The organism is Haloglycomyces albus DSM 45210, assembly GCF_000527155.1.
GTDB classification, from domain to species: Bacteria; Actinomycetota; Actinomycetes; order Mycobacteriales; family Micromonosporaceae; genus Haloglycomyces; species Haloglycomyces albus.
Window position 1 is genome coordinate 2,013,118 of record NZ_AZUQ01000001.1, and the last position, 22,727, is coordinate 2,035,844.

The 22,727-nt window shown below is 61.8% G+C and carries 14 protein-coding genes; 3 read left to right on the forward strand and 11 right to left on the reverse strand.

The window, feature by feature from the left end; all coding sequences use genetic code 11:
• Positions 1–318: 318 nt before the first annotated feature.
• Entirely contained in the window at positions 319–1,167 is an 849-nt protein-coding gene (gene rsmI, locus HALAL_RS0109460) for a 16S rRNA (cytidine(1402)-2'-O)-methyltransferase (protein WP_025273774.1), read from the forward strand.
• On the opposite strand, the gene HALAL_RS0109465 is transcribed toward rsmI, so the two are convergent.
• Together HALAL_RS0109465 and HALAL_RS0109470 are read right to left on the reverse strand one after the other, a co-directional pair.
• On the reverse strand, positions 1,164–2,216 hold the full coding sequence (locus HALAL_RS0109465) for an ABC transporter permease (protein ID WP_025273775.1): 1,053 nt from the start codon (positions 2,214–2,216) through the stop codon (positions 1,164–1,166). The genes rsmI and HALAL_RS0109465 overlap by 4 nt on opposite strands.
• Positions 2,213–3,127: an ABC transporter ATP-binding protein gene (locus tag HALAL_RS0109470; protein WP_025273776.1), complete on the reverse strand. Its 915-nt coding sequence runs from the start codon at positions 3,125–3,127 to the stop codon at positions 2,213–2,215. The genes HALAL_RS0109465 and HALAL_RS0109470 overlap by 4 nt, the downstream gene beginning before the upstream one ends.
• A 314-nt stretch (positions 3,128–3,441) precedes the next feature.
• Between HALAL_RS0109470 and HALAL_RS0109475 the strand changes: the two genes are divergently transcribed.
• Complete coding sequence (locus tag HALAL_RS0109475; protein WP_051462863.1) at positions 3,442–4,257, forward strand: metal-dependent hydrolase; 816 nt, start codon at positions 3,442–3,444, stop codon at positions 4,255–4,257.
• A 75-nt stretch (positions 4,258–4,332) separates the two neighbouring features.
• On the opposite strand, the gene HALAL_RS0109480 is transcribed toward HALAL_RS0109475, so the two are convergent.
• The 3 genes from HALAL_RS0109480 to HALAL_RS0109490 form a co-directional block, all read right to left on the reverse strand.
• Complete coding sequence (locus tag HALAL_RS0109480; RefSeq protein WP_025273778.1) at positions 4,333–5,196, reverse strand: PhzF family phenazine biosynthesis protein; 864 nt, start codon at positions 5,194–5,196, stop codon at positions 4,333–4,335.
• A 100-nt stretch (positions 5,197–5,296) separates the two neighbouring features.
• A complete protein-coding gene (locus HALAL_RS0109485; RefSeq protein ID WP_025273779.1) occupies positions 5,297–5,770 on the reverse strand; it encodes a hypothetical protein in 474 nt (157 codons plus the stop codon).
• 223 nt (positions 5,771–5,993) lie between these two features.
• Positions 5,994–8,120 (reverse strand): anthranilate synthase component I, encoded by a 2,127-nt coding sequence (locus HALAL_RS0109490; RefSeq protein ID WP_025273780.1) that lies wholly within the window; start codon positions 8,118–8,120, stop codon positions 5,994–5,996.
• Between the two features lie 518 nt (positions 8,121–8,638).
• Between HALAL_RS0109490 and ileS the strand changes: the two genes are divergently transcribed.
• A complete protein-coding gene (ileS, locus tag HALAL_RS0109495; RefSeq protein WP_025273781.1) occupies positions 8,639–11,791 on the forward strand; it encodes an isoleucine--tRNA ligase in 3,153 nt (1,050 codons plus the stop codon).
• Positions 11,792–11,885: 94 nt separating this feature from the next.
• Here the strand turns inward: ileS and HALAL_RS0109500 are convergent, their stop codons facing one another.
• The 6 genes from HALAL_RS0109500 to HALAL_RS0109530 form a co-directional block, all read right to left on the reverse strand.
• On the reverse strand, positions 11,886–12,368 hold the full coding sequence (locus HALAL_RS0109500; RefSeq protein WP_025273782.1) for a nuclear transport factor 2-like protein: 483 nt from the start codon (positions 12,366–12,368) through the stop codon (positions 11,886–11,888).
• A 143-nt stretch (positions 12,369–12,511) separates the two neighbouring features.
• Positions 12,512–13,066, reverse strand: a complete 555-nt coding sequence (locus HALAL_RS0109505; protein WP_025273783.1) for a hypothetical protein — start codon at positions 13,064–13,066, stop codon at positions 12,512–12,514.
• Between the two features lie 97 nt (positions 13,067–13,163).
• Positions 13,164–16,178, reverse strand: a complete 3,015-nt coding sequence (locus HALAL_RS0109510; protein WP_051462867.1) for an ATP-dependent helicase — start codon at positions 16,176–16,178, stop codon at positions 13,164–13,166.
• Positions 16,070–19,417 (reverse strand): ATP-dependent DNA helicase, encoded by a 3,348-nt coding sequence (locus HALAL_RS17595; protein ID WP_051462869.1) that lies wholly within the window; start codon positions 19,415–19,417, stop codon positions 16,070–16,072. Before HALAL_RS17595 ends, HALAL_RS0109510 begins: the two co-directional genes overlap by 109 nt.
• Positions 19,418–20,127: 710 nt before the next feature.
• Complete coding sequence (locus tag HALAL_RS0109525) at positions 20,128–21,756, reverse strand: ABC transporter permease (RefSeq protein ID WP_025273787.1); 1,629 nt, start codon at positions 21,754–21,756, stop codon at positions 20,128–20,130.
• Entirely contained in the window at positions 21,756–22,679 is a 924-nt protein-coding gene (locus tag HALAL_RS0109530) for an ABC transporter ATP-binding protein (protein ID WP_025273788.1), read from the reverse strand. Before HALAL_RS0109530 ends, HALAL_RS0109525 begins: the two co-directional genes overlap by 1 nt.
• Positions 22,680–22,727: the final 48 nt, after the last annotated feature.

The following is a 22,727-nucleotide window of genomic DNA, read 5'->3' on the forward strand; positions in this document are numbered from 1 at the left end:
TTGTTATCGGGTGTACACGGTTCGGTGAACCGGTCGGGCGGTCAAGAGCTCCTGGTCGACGATCGTGGAACCGGCCTGAGCCGCCCGGCCAATTTCCTGAGGTTTTGGTCAGCGTTCAATCCGTTGCCGGGTGAACGCAATCCCTACTTACCAGCTTCGCCTATAATCGTGATTTTGAACACCTATATGTCCCTAAAACGACAAGGCGGAGAGACAGAATGCATATGCAGGACACGCATACTGGCCCGCACGGCGAATTCTGTAACTCCATTGGGAACCTGACCGACACCGCCCCATATCTTAGGCAATACTGGCAAGGTGTCAACACATGAAACCGGCCGACTTGTGCTTGTCGGCGCGCCTTTGGGGAACGTCGCCGATGCCTCCGTTCGGCTGAAAACGGTACTGCACAGCGTGAATGTCATTGCGGCAGAAGATACTCGACGGCTCAAACGCCTTTTGTCGGATTTGGAAATCGATACCGACGCCGATATCGTCTCCTATTTCGAGGGAAACGAGCAGACCAAAACCGGTCAGCTTGTCGCTCGACTTGAAGGTGGCGACGACATCGCCGTCATCACCGACGGTGGCATGCCCTCTGTCTCCGATCCCGGTTATCGGCTTGTCACCGCCGCCATCGACGTCGGTGTGCCTCTGACCGCCGTTCCGGGTCCCAGCGCGCCCACGACGGCTCTGGCGGTGTCCGGCCTGCCAAGCGATCGGTTCATATTCGAGGGGTTCCTGCCGCGCAAATCCGGGGAAGCGAGTCGCCGATTGGCGGAGGTGGCACACCAGTCGCGCACGACGGTCTTCTTCGAATCGCCACGGCGCATCGAGGCGACCTTGGCGCAATTGTGCGAGTCGTTCGGTTCTCAACGGCAGGCGGCATTGTGTCGGGAAATGACCAAGACCTACGAGGAAGTGCGGCGCGGGACACTGGCATCGCTACTGGACGGCGCGCGGGACGATCCGCCGAGAGGGGAGATCACCCTGGTGGTGGCCGGTTGGGACGGACCCGATGGGAGTGAAGCCACCCCGGAGCGGCTCGCTGCCGAGGTGGAGGCGTTGGAAGAGACGGGGCTACCTCGCAAGGAAGCCATGCGTCAGGTAGCCCGTCAATACGGCCTCAAACGTCGGGACGTCTATGAGGCTCTTCTGTCACGTTAAAGTTCGTCGAACTTAAAGGTGCGCCAAGCGATCAGCGCGAACAGAGCGGTGAAACCGAGCATCGCGGCGATCTGAGGAATCACGTCGATCGGGTTGAGCCCCTCGACTCCGACGCCCATGATGGCGTCATTGAGGTACCGCATGGGGTTGACCGTAGCCACGGTTTGCAGCCACTGCGGTGATTCGTCGATGGGGTAGAACGCACCGGAGGTGAAGGCGATCGGCATGGTGACCAGGTTGGACAACCCGGCCGCGCCCGGAGCGGTCTTCGCGATACCGCCCACGATGACGCCCATGGCGATGAACATGGTGGTGCCCAACAGAGCCAAGGGAACGGAGAACCAGGCCCATCCGGTGGGGCGAAGCCCGAACACCGCGATGGCGACCGCTGCGAAAACGGCGACCTGTACGCACGCTACCAGGAGGTTGACGGTGATGCGCGAGCCTACGACGGTGCCGGCTCCCGCAGGGGTCAACCGTAGTCGCCGCAGAACCTTCGTCTTCTTCCAATCCACCAGCGACCCGGCCGAATTGAAAACCCCGGAAATCGCGATGGCCCAACCCAACATGCCGGGTGCCAGGTATTGAATGGGATCGGTGGTCGCGCCGTTGTCGGACTCGAAATTCAGTGAATAGGTGGAGTCGAGCCCGGACGATTCCTCCAGAATGTCGGCGTTGGTGGAATGAACGGCATTGGAGATCCCGTTTTTCGCCGCATCGGAAATTATAGACATCGATTCGTTATAGCGGACGGTGACATCGTCGCCGGACTGGCTGACCACGGCCGCTGCTTCGCCGTCCTCCAACTGGGCGACGGCGGAATCGAGGTCGTCGACACGGCTGACGTCCAGCTCCGAATCGTCGAAACCCTCCAGTGCCGCAACCTCGCCCACGATCAGTACCCGAGGCGAGGAATTGATGCCCGAGCCGAACACCAACGACAACAGCGCCATCATAATGAGGGGAAACCCCAGGGCGAAGAACACCGACGCTCGGTCGCGTGTCCAACCTTTCCACTGGGCCCTCACCAAAGTCTTAAAAGGGGTCAATCTCTCCACTCCCGTCCGGTCACGTTCAAGAACACGTCCTCCAGATTCGAGGTACGAACCGTCAAGCCTTCCAAGGCGTCGGCCTCGGCGAGCTGAACCAACAACTCCTTCGGACGGCGGGTGCGGAATACCGTCGCACCGTTTTCGGAAACGGAGTCAATGGCCGTGAGATCGTCCAGGTTCACCGCTTCCAACTGGCCGGTGGAGATCTTCACCGCCGTCGGAGCGTCGAGCTCCTGAATGAGCGTTTCCGGGGAATCGAGGGCGAGAATACGGCCCCCGTCCATGATCGCCACCCGATCGCACAGGTACTCCGCTTCCTCCATGTAATGCGTGGTGAGGACCACGGTGCGACCTTCGGAATTGATCGTGCGCAACAGTTCCCACATGTTACGGCGCGCCTGAGGGTCGAGAGAGGCGGTCGGTTCGTCGAGAAACAGCACCTCCGGATCCGCTACCAGGGCACAGGCAATGGAAAGTCGCTGTTGCTGACCACCGGACAGCTTCTCACATCGCTGTGAACGGTGCTCGGACAGACCGACCGTCTCCAAGACTCCCTCAACACGATCCGCCGACTGTCCGTACAGTTCGGCGAATGTGGTGAGCTGTTCGGTGACGTTCAAGAATTCAAAAAACGTATTGGTCTGCAGCTGCACCCCCATCCGGCGCGTCAAATCCGGATTATGCGGCCACGGTGACGTACCCAGGACCCGAACCGAGCCGTCGTCCGGACGCTGGACCCCCTCGACCATTTCCAAGGTCGTCGTCTTGCCCGCTCCGTTCGGACCGAGAATGCCGAAGAACTCACCCTCTCCGACAGAGAAATTCACCTGTTTGACCGCTTCGACCGGGGGTCTATTCCGAGGGCGGAATGTTTTAGTGAGGTCATTGACCTCAATTGCGGATTCCATTCCATCAGACTACCCCGCAGCCGGTCCGGCAAAAGATCACGATACGTAGATGTTCGCTGTATAACGCTGCGACCGGGCCGCGAAAATCAGACGATTTTAATGACCGACACACACGAAACCGTCGAAAATCCGGATATCCCCACCATGGGTATTCGAATAATTGCGACACAAGAGAATTCAGAGCACCCCTCACCCTTTCGTTCCGCAATGTCATGGCATAGTTCAAATGTTGACTTCTGTACGGAACCGTGCCTATCGGATGCGGGTTCCGTTTTTGACGCCCCAGGTTCGCCCCATGAAACGGAGAATCAAATATGGTAATGGGACCCACTCACGCCATGAGCGGTGCTGCCTTGTGGTTGGCCGGTTCAGCCGTCGCCGCGGCGGGTTTCGGATTGGAACAGTCCGCCGCTGAACTCGTCGTCGGTACCGTCGCGTGTTCCGGTGCCGCGCTGTTTCCCGACATCGACTGTGCGGGAAAGGTGACCACCAACAAGGGAGGCTCCACCGTCGCCCGCGCCTTCGGGCCGCCCTCGATGATCGTCGCCGAAGGGACAGAACGAATATGCTATTGGTTCTACCTCCTGACCAAAACAAAGAAGGACCGAAAACGAAGTAACGGGCACCGAACCCTCACCCACACTCTCATGTTCGCCGTCCTCATCGGTTTCGGTACCGGGCTACTGGCCGCCAAATTCGGCAAGCCCGCCGTCATCACCATCCTGTTCATCCTCACCGGACTGGCGGTACGCGGACTCATGTCCACCACCGTCAAGAAGAAGGGCTGGGTGGTGACGACAGGAGCGTCACTCGCGGCGGCGTTCGGAATGTTCCATCTGCTGCCCGACGACCGCTCCTACTGGCTCCTCGGCCTGGCGATGGGCTTCGGTTGCGTCATACACGTCCTCGGCGACATGGTTACCAAGATGGGTTCGCCGCTCCTGTTCCCCGTCCCCTTCAAAGGAAAAGTCTGGCAAAACCTGGGTCTACCCCGCAAAGTCGCCCTGCGCGCCGGCGGAAAACACGAAACCCGCTACCTCATGCCCGCTTTGACCATCATCGTGGTGCTCGGGTGGTTGTGGAACCTTCCCGAAACTCAGAACATGATTTTTGGAACCGCTATGGATTAGCGGCGCTCGCGAAAAAGCCGTCTCCTAGACCTTGTCGGTCTACGAGACGGCTTTTGTCGTATCAGGTTCCGGTGTTTAGTCGGCGGACGGGTCGATCATCGTCCCGGACGCTACGGCCGCCACCCGTCCACCGACGGCGACCGAGCTCAGGTCCCCGTCGGTGACTTCAACGGCGACGTCCAGGGTCGAAGGGCGCCCCATTTCGGTGCCCTGTGAAATCGACAGTCGGTGCGTTCCATTGCCTTTGACCATGCCGACCGTGTGCAGATAGACGCCCAGCGCGAGGGCCGCAGATCCGGTGGCGGGATCCTCGGTCACTCCGATGCCGGGGCCGAAGAGGCGGGCGTGGACGTGCTTCTTCGCGGCATCGAAGTGGAAAAGGTAGACCTTCGATGCGAAACCTGCGGTGGAGGTCGCCTTGGCGACCGATTCGCGAGCCACGGGTAGGAAATAATGGGTCAGCCCGGCTCCGGCGGTTCGCGCCGCCCCGGCCTGATCCGCTTCACCGAGTCCGGCCGCCGACAGCAAGGGGGCCGCCTCCATGTCCTCCCCGGAATCGAGGTTGGTCGACGTCAGCCAGGCGTGGTCGCCGTCTACCGCGATGGTCATGACGCCTGCCTGGGATTCCTGCATGACGGTGTATACGCCGTCGGGATCGGCCGTCAGCCGGTCACTGTTGCGGCGGACGAATTCGACCGCGGCTCCCAAGGTCGGATGTCCGGCAAAGGGAAGTTCCACGGTGGGGGTGAAGATTCGTACGCGATAGTTGGCCATCGCCTGAGTGGGGGCGAGGAAGAAAATCGTCTCCGAATAGCCGAACTCTCGGGCGATGGATTGCATGTGGTCTGCGGTGAGGTCGTCGGCGTCAAGGACGATGGCGAGTTGGTTCCCGGCAAAGGGCGCATCGGTGAAGACGTCGACGATAGTGAAATCGAGCATGTATGCATTGTCGGCCATCTAGGCAGACGACGCCAGGTTTTTAGTCGTGGGGTGTATGAGCCGTCGGGATCGCATGGTCTGACAAACACCGGTTAACGACTCATTCGTATCCGCTCGTGCAAATGTACGTGGAAGTGCCGATTACAGGCGATATAACTATGAGGTTTCCGGAGGAATGGTTTGACTTGCACTGAGTCCGGTAGTAGTTCTCCTCTTGCGCGGTATCATAGGTGATCCGATCATACGATCCTTTAGGGAGACTGGAGGCTGCGCTTTCGGCGGTCCAGACGACGCGCTGTTTGGTTGCCGCCGACCAACAGGGAACCTGCACATACGGATACAGGGAATCATCCTGTGCCATGCGCTGGATGCAGATGTCGTCTTCCGGTAGGCCATCGACATCCTCGTGCAGGGCCTGGCTGACGAAGTCCGCGAAATTCTGGTTCGACAGGTACAGGACGAAAAAGAACACGGCGAAACCCAGTCCGGTCTTTCCCCAGGGGATCGGCGGTGTAGGGCTTTCGTTGCCGGAGGATTCGTCGTTGGGCTCGACATCGCCTTCATCTATGTCCATGAGGGTACCGTTCTGTCGTCACAATAGAACATGCCGATTTCAGAATATGTAAGGCTTGCAACTCAGACGGTGATGTGGTTTCTGTGCGCAGAGGTGCCGGCCCGTACCTGGAATCGCCGGACGATAGGACGCCGGACAACAACTGAGGTGGTTGGCCGGCGGATGTGGGCGACCGTCACCGCGTCGACGGTTCTCGGGCCGTGCGCCCACACCCGCTCGATTGTCAGCGTTCGTCGGTGAGGCGCAATACGTTACCGATCAGACGCAGTCCCGAGGCGCGCTCGGACGTCAGGATGGATTCGGGGTGGAATTGCACGCCGTACCATCCGCGCATGGGGTCCTCAATCGACATGGCGATGTCGTCGAGGGCCGAAGTGGTGACGAATCCGCCTTGTACCTGGTCGATGGTGGCGTGGAGCGAATGGTAGCGGGCCGTGGTGAGCCGATCGCCCACGTCGGAGAAGAGTCCGCCTCCGAACACTTTGACGTTGCCGGGTTTTCCGTGGGCGGGTTCGTCTAGAAGCGATAGCTTTCCGCCGGTGTACTCCACCATCGCCTGCAAGCCGAGGCAGACGCCGAAGACCGGCAGCTCGCGACGTTCCAAATCCCGCAGTAGAGCCTGACAGGCAAAGTCCGTCGGGCGTCCCGGTCCCGGAGACAGCACGACCAGGTCCGGATTGATGTCGTCCAGCGCCTGTCCCAGATCGAAACCGTATCGCAGCGTCGTGACCTCGGCATCGTGCTGGCGGAAATAATCGGCCAGGGTATTGACGAAGGAATCCTCGTGGTCGATGAGCAGCACACGTCGGCCGGTACCCGCCGCTCCGCCGGCCACATCAATGGCCGCCGGGGGTTCGGGCCGCATCCGGTGTTTTCCTTCGGCCGCCTCGAGCAGGGCACTGGCCTTCAGGAACGTTTCCGCCTCCTCCATGTCCGGATCGGAGTAATAGAGCAGGGTGGCACCGGCCCGGACACTTGTCAGTCCGTCCCGGATATGAGCGGTGCGCAAGGTAAGACCGGTGTTCATGGAGCCGTCGAAACCGACGTAGCCGACGGCCCCTCCATACCAGCGGCGTGGCGTCGTCTCGTTCCGCTCGATGAATCGCATGGCCCAGGTCTTGGGAGCACCGGTGACCGTTACCGCCCACATGTGGGTCAGGAACGCGTCGAAGGCGTCCATGTCCTCGCGTAGCCGCCCCTCGATGTGGTCGACGGTGTGAATCAGGTGAGAGTACAGCTCGATCTGACGTCGCCCGATCACGCGAACGGACCCGGGGACACAGACCCGTGCCTTGTCGTTGCGGTCGACGTCGGTGCACATGGTCAGCTCGGCCTCTTCCTTCTCGGAGTTCAGCAGAGACAGGATCTGTCCGGCGTCCTGGAGGGGATCGTTGCCACGTGCGATGGTTCCCGAAATCGGGCAGGTCTCCACACGGTTGCCGTTGACCCGCACGAACATTTCCGGCGAGGTGCCCACCAAGTACTCGTCGTGTCCGAGGTTGAAGAAGAACTCGTACGGTGAGGGGTTGGACTTCTTCAGACGTTCGTAGAACGATGCGGGGGAATCGCAGGTGGTGTACATTTCGTGGCCGGGGACGACTTCGAAGAGGTTCCCCTCGCGGAACTCCTCCTTGGCCTGCCGTACGACCTCTGAATACGCGCCCGGTGTCGGCCCCGCCGGAACCTCCTCGGCAGGTCGGTAATCGAAGTGTTCGCCCGTGCGTTCCAGTCCGACGGTGGACGCGCCGTCCACCTCGAAGTCATAGCGGTACAGGCTCGCCGTTTCCCGTTTCCTGTCCACGACGTACACCTCATCGGCCAGATGCAATACCGCGTCGCGTACGTCCGACGGTCGCTCCTTGGCGAACTCGATCGGTTCGAACTGGTAGGCGAGATCGTAACCGAACGCGCCCCACAACCCCAGGTAAGGGTCCTCGCATCCAAAGGCCGACACAATGGCCCGCAACGCGGTGAACACCGTCAACTGTCGGGAACGTTGTTCTTCGGTCACCACACCGGGATCGGTGGGAACCTCGATCGACACTGCATCGCCCTCGACCTTAACCGGGGCTACCTGGGACAAAGCGTGTTCAAAGACCGGCAGGACGACCTGGCCGCGTTCGTTCAAAGCCTGGGCGGTAACCGTGCGCCCGCTGACGACGACTTCGGCGGCCGGATTGACATAGGCCAGGTGGAAACGTGAATAACGTCCCGGGTACTCCATTCCCGAGGAGAGCACGCCGCCGCGGCGAGACTCGACCAGTTCGGAAATATAGTCCAGGTCGTCGGTGTTGAGAGTGGCGGCGGTGCGGGTGATGCGCGCTCCGCCCGCAGTGGTGTAGACGGTCATGGCCTGAGGCTCCTTATTATTTGAGAACCGCCTGGGAGCCGTGGCCGAGATACACGCACAGCGACCGCCCCCCCAGGCGGTCGCTGTGCTGTGTGTTCGCAGAACCAAGCAGCGCCGCCTCAGCGACGCCACCACCAGTTGAATGCGAACGTTGTCATGACAGCGATGCTACCCGGTCCGAGTGCTGAGATCACCTCGGGTGGAGGCATTGTTTTTGTGGCGCTGCCGACAGTTCGTTGTTCGGGGCAAGACGCGGCAATGGGAGTTTCGTCTTTTCCCGTCGACGCGCTAGACTCAATAGCGAACGACGTTGACCCGGCCATCACCGGCGAGTCTCCGGAAGAACGGGCCACGGCCTCAGTAGAACCGGACGGGACGGCCCGTTACAGCCCCGAACGAGAGGACGCACGACTTGGAAGGTCGTGACGTCAAGCGAGGTGGTACCGCGGGTACAGCCACTCGTCCTCGCACACCCAGGTGTCAACCAGAACTATCCGGTGTGTACGAGGAGCCAAACGATGACCTATCCGCTTGACCAACCCGATCGCGGTGTTCCCGCCAGCCCCGACCTCCCCGGCGTGGAACGACGAATCCTGGATTTCTGGAAAAAGGACGACACCTTCCAAGCGTCCATCGACAACCGTGACCCGGGCGAACGTGGCGAGAACGAATTCGTCTTCTACGACGGCCCTCCTTTTGCCAATGGGCTTCCACACTACGGTCACCTGCTGACCGGCTACGTCAAGGACGTCGTCCCCCGGTACAAGACAATGCGCGGCAAGCGGGTGGATCGCCGATTTGGTTGGGACACCCACGGTCTCCCCGCCGAAGTGGAAGCGGAAAAGGAACTCGGCCTGAAATCGAAGGCCGACATCGAAAGCTACGGCATCGAGAAATTCAACCAGGCCACTCGCGCCTCGGTGATGAAGTACGCGGGCGAATGGGAAGACTACGTGACGCGACAGGCCCGGTGGGTGGACTTCGAGAACGACTATAAGACCCTCGACCTGTCGTACATGGAAAGCGTCATGTGGGCCTTCAAGTCCCTCTACGACAAGGGACTGATCTATGAAGGCTACAAGGTGCTGTGGTACTGCTGGCGCTGTGAGACGCCGCTGTCGGCCACGGAAACGAAGATGGACGACGTCTACCTTCCCCGTCAAGACCCCGCCGTCACCGTCGGACTTGAAGTGACCGGTGACAGCTCCTTGCAAGGCGCTAAACTGCTGGTCTGGACCACCACTCCGTGGACGCTGCCGTCGAACCTGGCCGCCGCGGTCGGCGACGACATCGACTACGTGGAAGTGGAAGCCGAAGGCAGCCGCTACGTCCTGGCGGAAGCCCGACTGGGCGCCTACGCCAAGGAACTCGGCGAGGAGCCGGTCGTTCTCAACCGGTACAAGGGAACCGACCTGGTCGGGCTGACCTACCGGCCTCCCTTCAACTTCTTCGAAGGCCGGGCCAACGCCTTCCAGGTGCTGTCGGCCGACTACGTTTCGACCGACGACGGTACCGGTCTCGTCCACATCGCTCCGGCCTTCGGTGAAGAGGACAAGGTCGTCACCGACGCGGCGGGAATCGAACCGGTCGTGCCGGTCAACAGTCAGGGCCGCTTCACCGGCGAGGTCCCCGACTTCGAAGGCAGCCACGTGTTCGACGCCAACAAGGAGATCATAAAATGGCTGAAGGTCACCGAGAAGCTCCTGAAACACGATACCTACCAGCACAATTATCCGCACTGCTGGCGGTGTGACTCGCCGTTGATCCAGCGTGCCCTCTCGTCGTGGTTTGTCAACGTCACCTCCTTCCGCGACCGCATGGTGGAACTGAACCAGCAGATCGACTGGACGCCGGAGCACGTCAAGAACGGCCAGTTCGGCAAATGGCTGGAAGGCGCTCGTGACTGGAACATCAGCCGAAACCGGTTCTGGGGTTCACCCATCCCGGTGTGGGTGTCGGACAATCCCGAATACCCACGGACCGACGTGTACGGTTCACTCGCCGACCTGGAGGCCGACTTCGGTGTCACAGTCGGCGACCTCCACCGTCCCGAGATCGACACCCTCACGCGCCCGAATCCGGACGACCCGACCGGCCAGTCGACCATGCGACGGGTCTCCGAAGTGCTCGACTGCTGGTTCGAATCCGGGTCCATGCCGTTCGCGCAGGTGCACTATCCCTTCGAGAACCAGGAATGGTTCGAACAGCACTACCCGGGCGATTTCATCGTCGAATACACCGCACAGACGCGAGGTTGGTTCTACACCATGCACGTGCTGGCCACCGCGCTGTTCGACCGTCCCGCCTTCCGCACCGCCATCGTGCACGGCACTCTGTTGGGAGACGACGGACAGAAGATGTCCAAATCCCTGCGCAACTATCCCGATGTGCGCGAATCGTTCAACACCTACGGTTCCGACGCGGTGCGCTGGTTCCTGGTGTCGTCCTCAGTGCTGCGCGGCGGCGACATGCCGGTCAACGAACAGGGATTCCGCGACGCCACCCGGCACATCATCCTGCCGCTGTGGAACGTGTGGTACTTCTACACCCTGTACGCCGATGCCGCCGGTTACGACAAGAGCGTGGAGGAGTCGCGTGCCATCGCGCTCGCAAGCGACCACCAATTGGACCGTTACCTGCTGGCCAAGACGCGTGAACTGGTGGAGGGAATGACCGCGGCGTTCGACGCGTACGACCTGTCGGGCGCGGCCGAGACCTTCCGACTCTTCCTGGAAAGCTTGACCAACTGGTACGTACGTCGTTCGCGGGATCGCTTCTGGGAAGGCGAGGAAGCGGGATTCGCTACGCTCGCCACTGTCGTGAAGACCGCCACCGAGGTGGTCGCCCCGTTGCTTCCCATGGTGTCGGAGGACATCTGGAAGGGCCTCACCGGAGGACGTTCGGTACACCTGATGGATTGGCCCGACTCCGAGGATCTCCCCGCGGAGCGCGACATGGTGGCGGCGATGGACCTGGTCCGCGACGTCGCTTCGGCGGGCCTGTCGCTGCGTAAGGCTCGCAAGCTTCGGGTTCGCCTGCCTTTGGCGTCGTTGACGGTGGCGACGGCCGACGCTGAGAAACTGGAGCCGTTCGTCGGTTTGATCAAGGACGAGGTCAACGTCAAAGACGTCATCCTGGATCCCAAACTGGAGGACTATTCCACCAAGGACCTGAAACTGGTGCCGCGAGTACTGGGACCGCGACTCGGTAAGGACGTGCAGCGTGTCATCAAAGCCAGTAAGAGCGGAAACTGGGAGGTCAAAGGCGATACGGTCGTCGTCGACGGGGTCGAGTTGGAAGACGGGGAATACGAGCTGACTCTCGCGCCGGTGGCCGCCGACCGTACGCAGGCGTTGCCGGACGGGTCCGGGGTGGTCGTACTCGACACCGAACTGACTTCCGAACTGGAGGCCGAAGGCGTCGCTCGGGATGTGGTGCGCGTCGTACAGCAGGCCCGCAAGGACGCCGACCTGGACGTGACCGATCGCATCCACGCCACGGTGAAAGCCGAACAGAGCGTGCGGGACGCCGTGGAGCGGCACCGCGACTTCGTGCAAGGCGAGACGTTGGCTCTGGATCTGGCCTTCGGCGACGTATCCACCGAAGCCACCTCGGGCGAAGCCGGTGACGGTTCGGTGGTCCAGGCGAGCGTCGTCAAAGTCGACCGCTAGGTGATCCGCGGTGTGGTCGGAATCCGGCCGCACCGCCGATATCAGCTGTTCGAAACGGGGAATCGACGTAAGATTCGTCGATTCCCCGAGCGGCTTAGGATTCGGTACCGATGTCGGGACAGAGCTTCCAGCTTCCGTCCTCTTGCGTCAGTTTGACCGTCTGCTCCTCATTGTCGACGACCTCTCCGGTGACGGGATCGAAGCCGCTGGCTTCAACGGTCACGGTGGCCTCGTCGCCGTCGACCTCCACGTCGGTGACTTCGAAGTCGTATTCTTCGAACTGGCGGCCCTTTTCCGACTTGACTTCCTCGAGCTCCTCGTCGGACAGGTCCTCGTAGGCCTCGAAGCTCTTTTTGAACGGGTCGACGATCTTCTCGCACAGGCGGTCGTCCGCCACCTGATAGATGGTGTCCACATCGGCCTCGCCGATCGCCTTGCTCAGACTCTTGAGGTCCTCTACCGAGTCTTCAAGTGCCTCTTGTGCTTCCTCCTCGGGGGAGGAACAGGAACCGACAGCCAGGGTCGTGACGGCGGCCAGGGACAGGGCGGTCGCAGAGCGCTGCAGAAGTTTGTGCATCGTAGCTTCCCGAAATCGACGTACAGTCGGACGGTTGTCCGACTCTGCTGCGAGAATATATCAACTCGGAATGACGGTTGTAAAGGCCTTCCACAGCCTTCCCCAGACGGAAATGAGCACCGATGCGGGTGTCGGCCTTGCCGTTAGGCTTGTTCGAACATTCCGCAGATCTCCCACGTTCCCGAATCGTTTTCCAGCACGCTGACATTATGGGTGACATCCACCCGTTCACCGTCCGCCGACGGGTCGTTGTAGAGAATGTGGGCTTCGACGTTGCCGGCACCGGCGTAGGCGTAAGCGTCCATGATGTGTACTTCCAGTTCGAAGTCCCCCGGATCGGCAAGAGAATCGAGCTGCTCCTGTTTTGCCTGCTCGGGCATTTCGGCGAACATATCCGACATCACGGCGAGATCGGACTCGCACAGATACGGTTCGGCGGCGTCGGCCGCCGCGTCTCCGTCGATCAGGTAGAGCGATGTCTGTACTTCCTCGAAGGCGGCGGTGTAATAGTCTTCGACGAGATCGGATACCTCTTCGGAATAGTCCTCGGAAGCGGATTCCTCCGGGGGCGTCGACGCGTCGGAATCCGGCGTGGGGTCGTCATCCCCGCAGGAAGTGAGTCCCAGCGTTCCGAATGCGACCACCGTGGTCGCGGCCAGGAGGCGGTTGGGGCGGTTGAGGGTCAAACGTGCCGTCATAGGTATGGCGCTCCCATTTGTGAAACTTTCCTATTAAAACAGGATCATAACTCAATTACTACACCGGTTCGCCACGACCCCGGCACCGACACTGTCGTCACCCGAAACGCAACTCGGGCAATGACTCCGGACGGACCGTCTGATTCGCCCCGACATAATAGAACGCCACGTGAACCCGCGAGGGATCGACCGAATTCAACCGCGCCCAGGCATGGCGATACACCGCCAACTGCACGGCCGCCCGTTCGGCGCGCTCGCCGTGGGGAGGCTTGCCCGTCTTCCAGTCCACCACGTCCCAATCCCCGTCGTCGCGAGCGAACACCGCGTCGATCCGCCCACGCACCGGAGTGCCGTCGACCGACACGACGAACGGAACCTCCTGGGCCACCAGGCTCCTTTGCGCCCACTCCGACCGTTCGAACCGTTCCTTCAACTCGCGCAACTCCACGTCGGAGACAACCAGGTCGGCATCCGAGGCCCCCGGCATGTCCACGGGGTCGAACAGGGGGCGCTGCCCGAAGAACTCCTCCACCCAAGCGTGGAAATCCGTTCCACGCGCCGTCGCCTCCTGCTGGACCGACGGCATCGGCCGCCGTCGAGCGCGGGCGAAGGAATCGGCGTCACCCCACAATGCCACCAGCTGTGAAGTGGACAGTCGCGACGGGTACTCCACGGGAATACGCGCCGAATCCCGTTCGGCGCGCTCGCGAAGCAGTAGTTCGGTATCGCGGATCCACTGTGCCTCTTGCCCGTCCGGATCATCGTCGACCGCGTCCGTGGCGGTGGCGACGCGCAAGGCGGCCTCGGCGACGACTTTCTGGCGTTCACCCAATGGATCGGGCGTGGGCCAGGTGGCCGACCAACTCTGATTTTCATACGGATTCGTGTCGGGCTTGGCGTCCCACCGCGTTTTGACGGCTCCCGCCTCAATCGCGTCGTTGAGGTAATCCGACGGCGGACGTGCCCCTTTGGTCCCGCGCTCGAAATAATACCCGCTCACCAGGAGCGTCTCACGGGCTCGCGTGAAGGCAACGTAGGCCAGACGTCGCTCTTCATCGAGCTTGTCGTCGGAGTCGTCGCGGCTGAATTCGCTGAGTCCGGTCTTCAATTCGGAGGATGTGGTGGTGTCGGCGAAATGAAAGGTCGGCAGGTAATCGCGATCGCCTCGGAGTGGGTAGGGGACATGCTCGGGTTTGACCGGCCATTTCGTCGTCTTCGGCGCGGAGGGAAACACTTTATTGGACAGACCGGGTACGGCCACGATGTCCCATTCCAGCCCCTTGGCGGCATGGACGGTCAACAGCTGTATCGCCCCGAGCTCGGTTTCGGCGCTTTCGATCACCGCTCCGCGCTCTTTTTGATTCAAAGCCTCCAAATAGGATAGGAACCCGGGAAGTGAGGCGGCGTCGTTGTGGAACTCGTATTCCGCCGCCAACGAGACGAACTCATCGAGGTTGTCGACACCGCCTTGATGCAGCAGCGTTTCCACTTCCAATCCCGTCACCGACACGACCTCGGACACCAGATCGGGAAGTGATTGTTGCAGGCGGCCACGCAACCAATCCGTCTCCGCCTGAAAGGCCGCCAGCCGTTCGAGCAGAACAGGGGAGTAGCGGTCGCCCTCCCCCGGATCGGCCACCGCGTCCGACAGGAGAGCCTCCAATTCGGACTCCTCGTTGAAGTGCGTGACCTCCGGTTCAAACCCGTGTGCTTGGGGAACCAGCTCGCGAGCCCGCTCCCACAACGCTTTGATGTCCCGTGGCCCGATCCGCCAACGCGGACCGGTCAGTTGCCGCATCAATGCGGGACCGTCGGCCGGGTCGGCGAGCACACGCAACATGCTGACGACCTCCAGAACCTCCGGGTAATGCAGCAAACCCACCGAACCCACCACCCGAACCGGGAGTCCGGCGGCTTCCAGCGCCGAGCGCAGTGCCGGAATGAGTTTGCGCGACCGCACCAGGACCGCGGCCGACTTGTCCCGATTGGGTCCCCAACTATGCGTCAAGTGCCGGGCGACCCAGGCGGCCTCCTCGTCGGCGGTGGTGTGCATGGCGGCGTCCACCTGAGCGGGGCCTTCGACCCCCGCTTGAAGTGGAGGGATCACCATTCCCGGTTCACTGCCACGGCTGTGCCCTTCACGTAGGGGACGAGATATCGCATTGGCGACGGTGAGAACGTTCCGGCGGTTGCGCCACGACCGGGTGAGATGCATGATCTCGGCATCGTCTCCGGCCGGATCGGAAAAGAGCGAGGGAAAGCGCGCCAAGGCTCCGGTGGACGCCCCGCGCCAGGAATAGATCGCCTGAATCGGGTCGCCGACCGCTGTGACCGGGTGGCCCCCACCGAACAGACCGTGCAGCAGTTCGGTCTGCGACACCGAGGTGTCCTGGTACTCGTCCAGCAAGACCACGCCCCAGCGGTTCCGTTCCTCGGACACGATCGCGGGATGTTCGGCGACGACGGTATTGGCGAATTTCAGTTGGTCGGAAAAGTCGATGACGCCGTGCTCGCGTTTCACCTCGTCCCACGCTTCCACCAAGGCCAGGAGCTGCCGTCGTCGATCGCCCAGAGACACCATGTCGCGCGATTCCTGATTGGACGGCTTCGCGTCACAACGGGCGAGAACCTCCTCGGCGAAGTCATTGTCGAAGTCTCGCACGCGATCGGGAGTGACCAGATGCTCCGACATCTCCGCCGACAGCTGCAATACCAGGTCGGTCACGCGCGCCACCGACACATCAAAGGCGCTCAGGTCGCCGCCCCAGTTCGCCACCAGGTCATAGGCCAGCTGCCAGCGGGCCGCATCCGTCACCACCCGTGTTCCCGACTCCAGACCCACCCGCATGCCGTGTTCCGCCACCAGATTTCCCGCATAGGCGTTGTACGTCGACACCGTGGGTTCCCCATGGGACAGTTTAAGCTCGGGCACCGAATGATTGAGGCGCGCCAAACGAGAACGAATCTTACGTCCCAGCTCTCCGGCGGCCTTTCGGGTAAACGTCAAACCCAGAATCCGTTCCGGGGCGACCACACCGTTGGCCACCAGCCACACCACGCGATCCGACATGGTGGTCGTCTTGCCGGAGCCGGCCCCCGCCACCACCAACATCGGACGCACATCGGCCTCGATAACCCGACGCTGCTCCTCGGTCGGGTTAATCGCCTCCGAACGATCCAAATGCCAAGCGATGTCATAAGCACTGAAACGCGGTCGCATAAATCGGTTACCCGCTTTCCCTCATCCCACAATGGACAACATGTCTTCACCGAACACGTTTGACACTGATTCTGATCATCCCGGTGAACCTCGAACGAACTCCCCGACATCTGCTCCGCACTGTCAACCACCAAATCACGCGCCCAATCCGGGTTCGCCGCCTCCGACAGCGGCCCTTGAACCCGCTCCGTCGCCTGTTTGGCCTTATGACGCGGATACACCAGCACCGCACCGCCCGGAACCTCGCCCTCCTTTGGGAAGGCTCCCTCCGAAATCGCAAACTGATAGGCCGCCAGCTGCGCATTGCCGTCCGTCTGCACCTTCGACGCCGCCGTCGTACCGGTCTTGATGTCCACCACCACCAAATGACCGGACCCATCGCGCTCCAGCCGATCCACACGACCCGACAAACGAACCTCCACCTCGGCCGCGTCGAACGGAACCTCGACACGAAAATCGCGTTCCACCCCAACCAACTCGCGGGGATCCTTCGCCCACCATTCCGCGAACTTCTCCAGAGCCCGGTCCACCGATTCCCGATCCTGTCGCCGCTTCCACTCCGCCTCATGCGGAAGCTCATCAAAATGCCGATCGATAACCGACCGCATCGCCTCCAAACGGTCGCCGGCCGGAACCGCGACCGCCTCCTCAGCCGCCAAATGGAACAACGACCCCATGAAACGATGAATCGCCGCACCCGAATCAGCGCCGTGCGACTCCAACACCCACCGCAGGCCACACTGCTGCACCTTCTCCACCTTCGAAGGGGAGATATTCAAACGGTCGCCGGCCCGATACAACGCCTCCGATGACGACAGATCAGCCGTCCCCCACCACGAACCCGGATCGGCACCGGTCACGCCCTCGGAAGCCAAACGCCGCAAGAGACTCGCCGCCGTCGCCAACCGCGCGGGCGGCCCCTCACTCATCACAACCGAACGCAAGGACGCCACCAGCCCCGTCAAACTCAACTCCCGCCGCGTACCACGCACCCGCTGTGGAGTCACCCCCACCTCGTCAATAAACCGACTGGACTGTTCGTCCTCACTGTCCACCGCCGACAACACCAAAGTAGAACGCGCTCGCGACATGGCCGTCAGGAACAGGCGACGTTCCTCCGCCAACAATTCCGCCACCACATCCACGTCAGCGCGCCCTTCCAGCAGCTCCACCAAGGCCTCCGCTCCCAGAACGGAACCACGCGGACGCAGGTTGGGCCACTCGTCCTCCTGTACCCGGGCTACAACCACCAGGTCCCACGACCGTCCATGCGCCCCGTGCACCGTCGTCAGCGTCACCGCCTCCGACAACTCCGCTCGCGCCGAAAGCGAATCGCCGGGCAACTGCTGCGCCAACACGTGCTCGGCGAAAACCTCCACCCCGACACCGGGCTGTTTCTGTTCGAAATCCGCCGCCAAATCCAGCAGCGCGATAACGGCGTCCAGCTCCGCGTCCGCCCGTCGCGCGCGCCTGTCGGGAGACACGGCACGCCTTTCCAAGCGCTCGGCCACACCCGAGTCTTCCCAGACCCGCCACAACGTCGACGCCACACCGCGAGACTCCGCAGCGGCAAGCAACAGACGCGCTACCCGCAACGCGGGTTCGTACCATCGTTCCTCCACCGCCTCACTCACCACACTGAGCGGATCCGACATGAAGGTGGCCAAAACATCCCGATTATTACGGAATTCTTCCGACGTCCCATGCACACGACGAATGTGCTGTTTCAAACGTCGAATATCGTACGGATCGGCGCCGCCATACAGAGACAACAAAAGAGCCGGCGCCTGATCCTCCGACAACCACACCGAATCGTCCGCCGCTCGCCAACGCACACCCGCCGACGACAGCTGCAACAGGTCACGCACCACGCCGTACGAGCCCAACGGCATGTCGTCCGAAGCCTGCGCCGTCGGAACCCCACTGTGCTGCAATGTGCGCCGCAAGGCGGCCAACTCGGACGCCGACTTCACCACCACCGCCATCTCACTCCAGGCGACACCGTCCAATAGATGCGCGCGCCGCAGACGGCCGGCGATGTGGCGCGCCTCGACGTTCGGACTGCTTGCGACGAACGCCTCCACCGAGCCCTTGACATCGTGCCCCGCCGACCGGTTCCGCAGACGATGCGAGCCCGACATATGGCTGCGGGCGAATCGGTCCACCACCTCGGTGACCTGAAGCGCGGAGCCGTGAGCGCACTCCAGGCGAACCTCTTCGGCCGCACCCGCATGGCGAAAGTACTGTTCGGCACGGGCCAGGTTGTCGGAGACACCGCCCTGAAAACCGAAGATCGCCTCGTCGGGATTACCCGCCACAATCACCCGCGACGCCTCGCGTGACGCCCACTGCGCCAACTCGACTCCGGCCGGAGTGAAATCCTGAAAATCGTCCACCAACACCACGTCGAACGACCCCACCGAAACCTCACCGGTCCGCAGCAGATGTAGAGCCACCCGAGTCAACTCCGCCGAGTCGTATACCTCCAACACCGACGCCGATTGGATCGCCAAGGTGTCGCGATAGCGCTCCAATACTCGCGCCGCCGACGTCCACAGCGGTCGGTCGTGTTCGCGGCCCAATGCGGCCAGACGTCGCCCTGAAATCCCACGTTCTTCGCACCGCAGAATCAAATCCCGCAACTGTGCGGAGAACGCGTACGTACCGATCGCATCGCCAAACTCCTCCGGCCAGGCGAAGTCCTCATTGCGCAACAGTTCTCGCAGCAACGCGTCGGATTCCGGTCCCGTCAAGAGGCGTGGAACCGCTCGGCCGTGATGCTGTGCACGCGATTTCACAACCGCGTGGGACAGTGCCGGGGGAGTGAACACCGCGACCTCCGCAGCGGAGAAAGGAGCGGTGGCGGCATTGACACGTCGACGAAGATATCCGGTGTCCTGCCGATTGAGTCCGAGCAGGAGGACGCGTTCCGGGGCGACGCCCGCTTCGACCGCTGCGACCGCGCTGTGAATCAGCGATTCGGTTTTGCCTGTGCCCGGGCCGCCGGAGACGACCAAGGGGCCCCGGCGGTGGCGCAGAACGTGCGCTTGGGCTTCGTCGGGAACGAAGTCGTGGTGCCGTCGTTCCGGATGGACCCAATGGAACTGCTGTTGGTGACGCTGCTGTGACACCACTCCATGAAATCACAGTGCTCAGACGTGTTTCCAAAGGTTGGTGTCGGGTGGGACGGATTCATAGCGTCCCGCCCGATGTCGGTCAACGGCTGAGGGTCGAGCCAGGAGGCGATGACCGTAGTTGACTTCCTATTACAGCGGATGGCCCGTCGGCTTACACGGGCCACAATATGAGGGGGGTGCGCTCCTAAAGCAGAGTGAAGCTCTCTGGAATGTAGATTGCGATGGTCCCACTCGGGGTCGGTGAATTGCGGCACTCCTCATTTTCATCTCTGATGGGAGGCTACCCTTCGAATGCGCACCTTGACCTCCTCCCACGGATAAATCCGGGGGAAGAGGTCAAGGCGGCGGACGATAAGGAAGACCTTTACCCGCAGTGTCTCGGCAGCGGTTGGGACCTGTAGGGTGCGTCCGTCCCCAAGATCCAATCGGGCGGTTTCCAGCGGTAGCTTACGGATCCTAACGGCCTGCGTACAGTGCTGCAGCCGAACCACCGACAAGTTCGGCGTCGGGGACCAGTTCTTGCAAATGCGCGGCGGAGTCCAAAACACCCCGAAGAGTCGAGCTTGCTTGGAAGTAATTCGCGTGGATAAGCCCCGAATTTCATCGGTTGCTCTCCATTTTATTGAGAAGTTGTATTTGAAGCGGCAATCGAGCCGTCCGCCTGCCGATCAGATATCGCTCTTCGGCGGACAGACGGCCGTCGTTTAGGAGAATTGCAGGTTCCGATGCCGTATCCCGAGGTATCCGGCCACACCAAGCACGATCGCGATTCCGGTCATGGCAACCATCGGAGTCCAGGCGACGTCACCGACCGGGTAGTTCGGTGTGTGCTCAAAGGGCGATACGTTCATGACGGCGTCGTTCAAACTCAGCATGGGCCCGAACAGCATGATGAACAATACGAACATCCACGGTAGCCAGCGTGCGATACCCCAGCGGGGCAGATAGGCGTAGCAGACGAAGGCCAGTGAGATCAGAATCCACACGGCCGGAAGATAAACGGCGGCGGCAAGGAAGAGCGTGCCGAACCAGTCGGAGTCCCCCGTCGACTGAGCGGACAACGCCCCCAACACCACGCCGTACACCAGCAATCCCACCGACGTAACGAGCTGCGCGGCAATGAAGTACGCCCCGGGCCAAGCACGGCGGGAAACGGGTAGCGCCGCGAGGACTTCACCGGCCCCCTCGGTTTCCTCCTTTCGTGCTCGTCCGATCATCATGATCCCGAATACGACCGCGACCAAGGCACCGAACGACGCGATAAGGACCGCGAAACCCTCCTGGAAGGTGTTGTCCCCCATCTCCAGCATCTGATCACGGAACTCCGGACCGGCTTCGAATTGGCTCTCCGCCTCAGCGAAGATCGACCCGTAGGACAAGCCCAACAGAGCCAATGTCACGACCGCGGTGATCGTCAAACCACGAGTCAGTCGCAAGGTCAACGAGCGAATCCCACGCAATGAAGAGGGCGCGTGGACTCGTCCTTTTCGAGCGGGAAGCAGTCCGGCCCCGAAGTCTCTCCGAGTGACGACGGCAAAGGCGGCCGCGAACACCACCACCGCCACTCCGACGAGCAAGACCATCGGCCACCACCGCTGTTGCTCGGTGCCGACAAACGTTTGCTGTGCCCAGGCCAAGGGGGAGGCCCAGACCGCGGCGGTCCCGTTGCTGTTCCCCAATGCGGCGAACACGAATGCCGTCCCCAACACGGTGAAGCTCAGTCCGTTGGCAGTCGAACCGAAGGAGGCCAGCTGAGCGGTCAATGTCGCGATGGCGCTGAAGAAGATCCCGACCGCACCGGTAGCGGCGCCGAAGAGGAGGGCCTCTCCCCAGCCCACTTCGCTGAGCGGCCCGGTCACCAGAGTCAAACCGAGAGCCATGGCGACGCTCGCGAGGCAGGTGAGCAGGACTGCCGCAGCCAGATCACTGTGCCTGCCAACCGGTTCGGAACGAACCACCTCGAGACGGGATGTCTCCTCGTCGCTGCGAGTGAGGCGTGTGACCAGTAGGACCACCATGACCGCCAACAAGGCACAGTTCCACAACAGGAAGTTGTGCGCGATCATCGACATGACCGAGTAGTCCGAAATGTACGTCTCCGGCCCCGTCATCGCCAGAGACGGAGGATTGTTCAATGATTGCGCGAAGGCGGCCCGGTCCGTCGCATCGGGATACATCTCCATGACCGCCGGGACGGTCACGGCATTGAACCCCAGCAGCCCGAGGAACCAGAAAATCAAGTAGCTGCGGGTGCGCCGCAGTTGGAATCGCAGCAGCGCGCCGGTTCCACTGAGCGTTCCTGCGCGTCGGTCAATCACGGTTGTAGTGGGCATCAGCGTTCTCCATTACCGTTGTTCACTCCGCGCGCGGCCAATTCGTCACCGTAGTAACGCAGGAACAGCTCTTCCAGCGACGGCGGTTCGACCGTGAGAGAGGTGATTCCGGCGGAGGTGAGTCGTTCCATGACCTCGTTGAGAGCGGGGGAGTCCACGTGGGCTCGGACGGTGTCGGCATTGACCGTCAGGTCGTGCACCCCGTCGAGTTCGGCCAACCCGGCGGGCGTTTGTGTCACGGTGGCACGCAATTGGGTGCGGGTCAGGTGGCGCAGATCGTCGAGTGTTCCGGACTCTACGATGGAGCCCTGGCGAATGATGCTGACGTTGTCACAGAGTTGCTCTACTTCGCTCATGACGTGGCTGGACAACAGTACCGTGGTGCCCTCTTGAGCGGCTTCGCGAACCGTTTCGGCGAATACCGCGGCCATCAGGGGGTCGAGGCCACTGGTGGGTTCGTCCAGGAGGAGTAGATCGACGTTCGAACTGAAGGCGGCGATCAGGGCCACCTTCTGTCGGTTTCCTTTGGAATAGGACTTGGCCTTCTTGCGGGGATCGAGGTCGAAGCGGTCGATCAGTTCGTCGCGTCGGCGCGGTTGCAGTCCGCCGCGCAGACGTCCGAGTAGGTCGATGATCTCCCCGCCGCTCAGGCTGGGCCACAGGTTGACGTCTCCGGGGACGTACGCCAGGCGGCGGTGCAGCCGAGGGGCCTGTGACCAGGGGTCGGACCCGAACAGGGTGGCCTTGCCTCCGTCGGCTCGCAGCATTCCCAGGAGTACACGGATCGTGGTGGATTTTCCCGCTCCGTTAGGACCGAGAAAGCCGTGGGTCTGGCCCTCGGCGACGTGGAGGTTCAGATTGTCAAGGGCGGTGACGTGACCGAAGCGCTTGACAAGGTTTTCGGTTTCGATGACGCGTGTCATGAAATCAACGTATCATAGTTTTCATGAAATTGTGAAAAGTATGATGAT

Excerpts from the sequence above, each read along its gene's own strand:
- HALAL_RS0109470 (WP_025273776.1), bottom strand. The coding sequence starts at position 3,127 with ATGGAATCCGCAATTGAGGTCAATGACCTCACTAAAACATTCCGCCCT.
- ileS (WP_025273781.1), top strand. The coding sequence starts at position 8,639 with ATGACCTATCCGCTTGACCAACCCGATCGCGGTGTTCCCGCCAGCCCC.
- HALAL_RS0109500 (WP_025273782.1), bottom strand. The coding sequence starts at position 12,368 with ATGCACAAACTTCTGCAGCGCTCTGCGACCGCCCTGTCCCTGGCCGCC.
- HALAL_RS0109475 (WP_051462863.1), top strand. The coding sequence starts at position 3,442 with ATGGTAATGGGACCCACTCACGCCATGAGCGGTGCTGCCTTGTGGTTG.
- HALAL_RS0109510 (WP_051462867.1), bottom strand. The coding sequence starts at position 16,178 with ATGTTGGTGGTGGCGGGGGCCGGCTCCGGCAAGACGACCACCATGTCG.
- HALAL_RS0109490 (WP_025273780.1), bottom strand. The coding sequence starts at position 8,120 with ATGACCGTCTACACCACTGCGGGCGGAGCGCGCATCACCCGCACCGCC.
- HALAL_RS0109525 (WP_025273787.1), bottom strand. The coding sequence starts at position 21,756 with ATGCCCACTACAACCGTGATTGACCGACGCGCAGGAACGCTCAGTGGA.
- HALAL_RS0109485 (WP_025273779.1), bottom strand. The coding sequence starts at position 5,770 with ATGGACATAGATGAAGGCGATGTCGAGCCCAACGACGAATCCTCCGGC.
- HALAL_RS0109505 (WP_025273783.1), bottom strand. The coding sequence starts at position 13,066 with ATGACGGCACGTTTGACCCTCAACCGCCCCAACCGCCTCCTGGCCGCG.
- HALAL_RS0109480 (WP_025273778.1), bottom strand. The coding sequence starts at position 5,196 with ATGCTCGATTTCACTATCGTCGACGTCTTCACCGATGCGCCCTTTGCC.
- HALAL_RS0109530 (WP_025273788.1), bottom strand. The coding sequence starts at position 22,679 with ATGACACGCGTCATCGAAACCGAAAACCTTGTCAAGCGCTTCGGTCAC.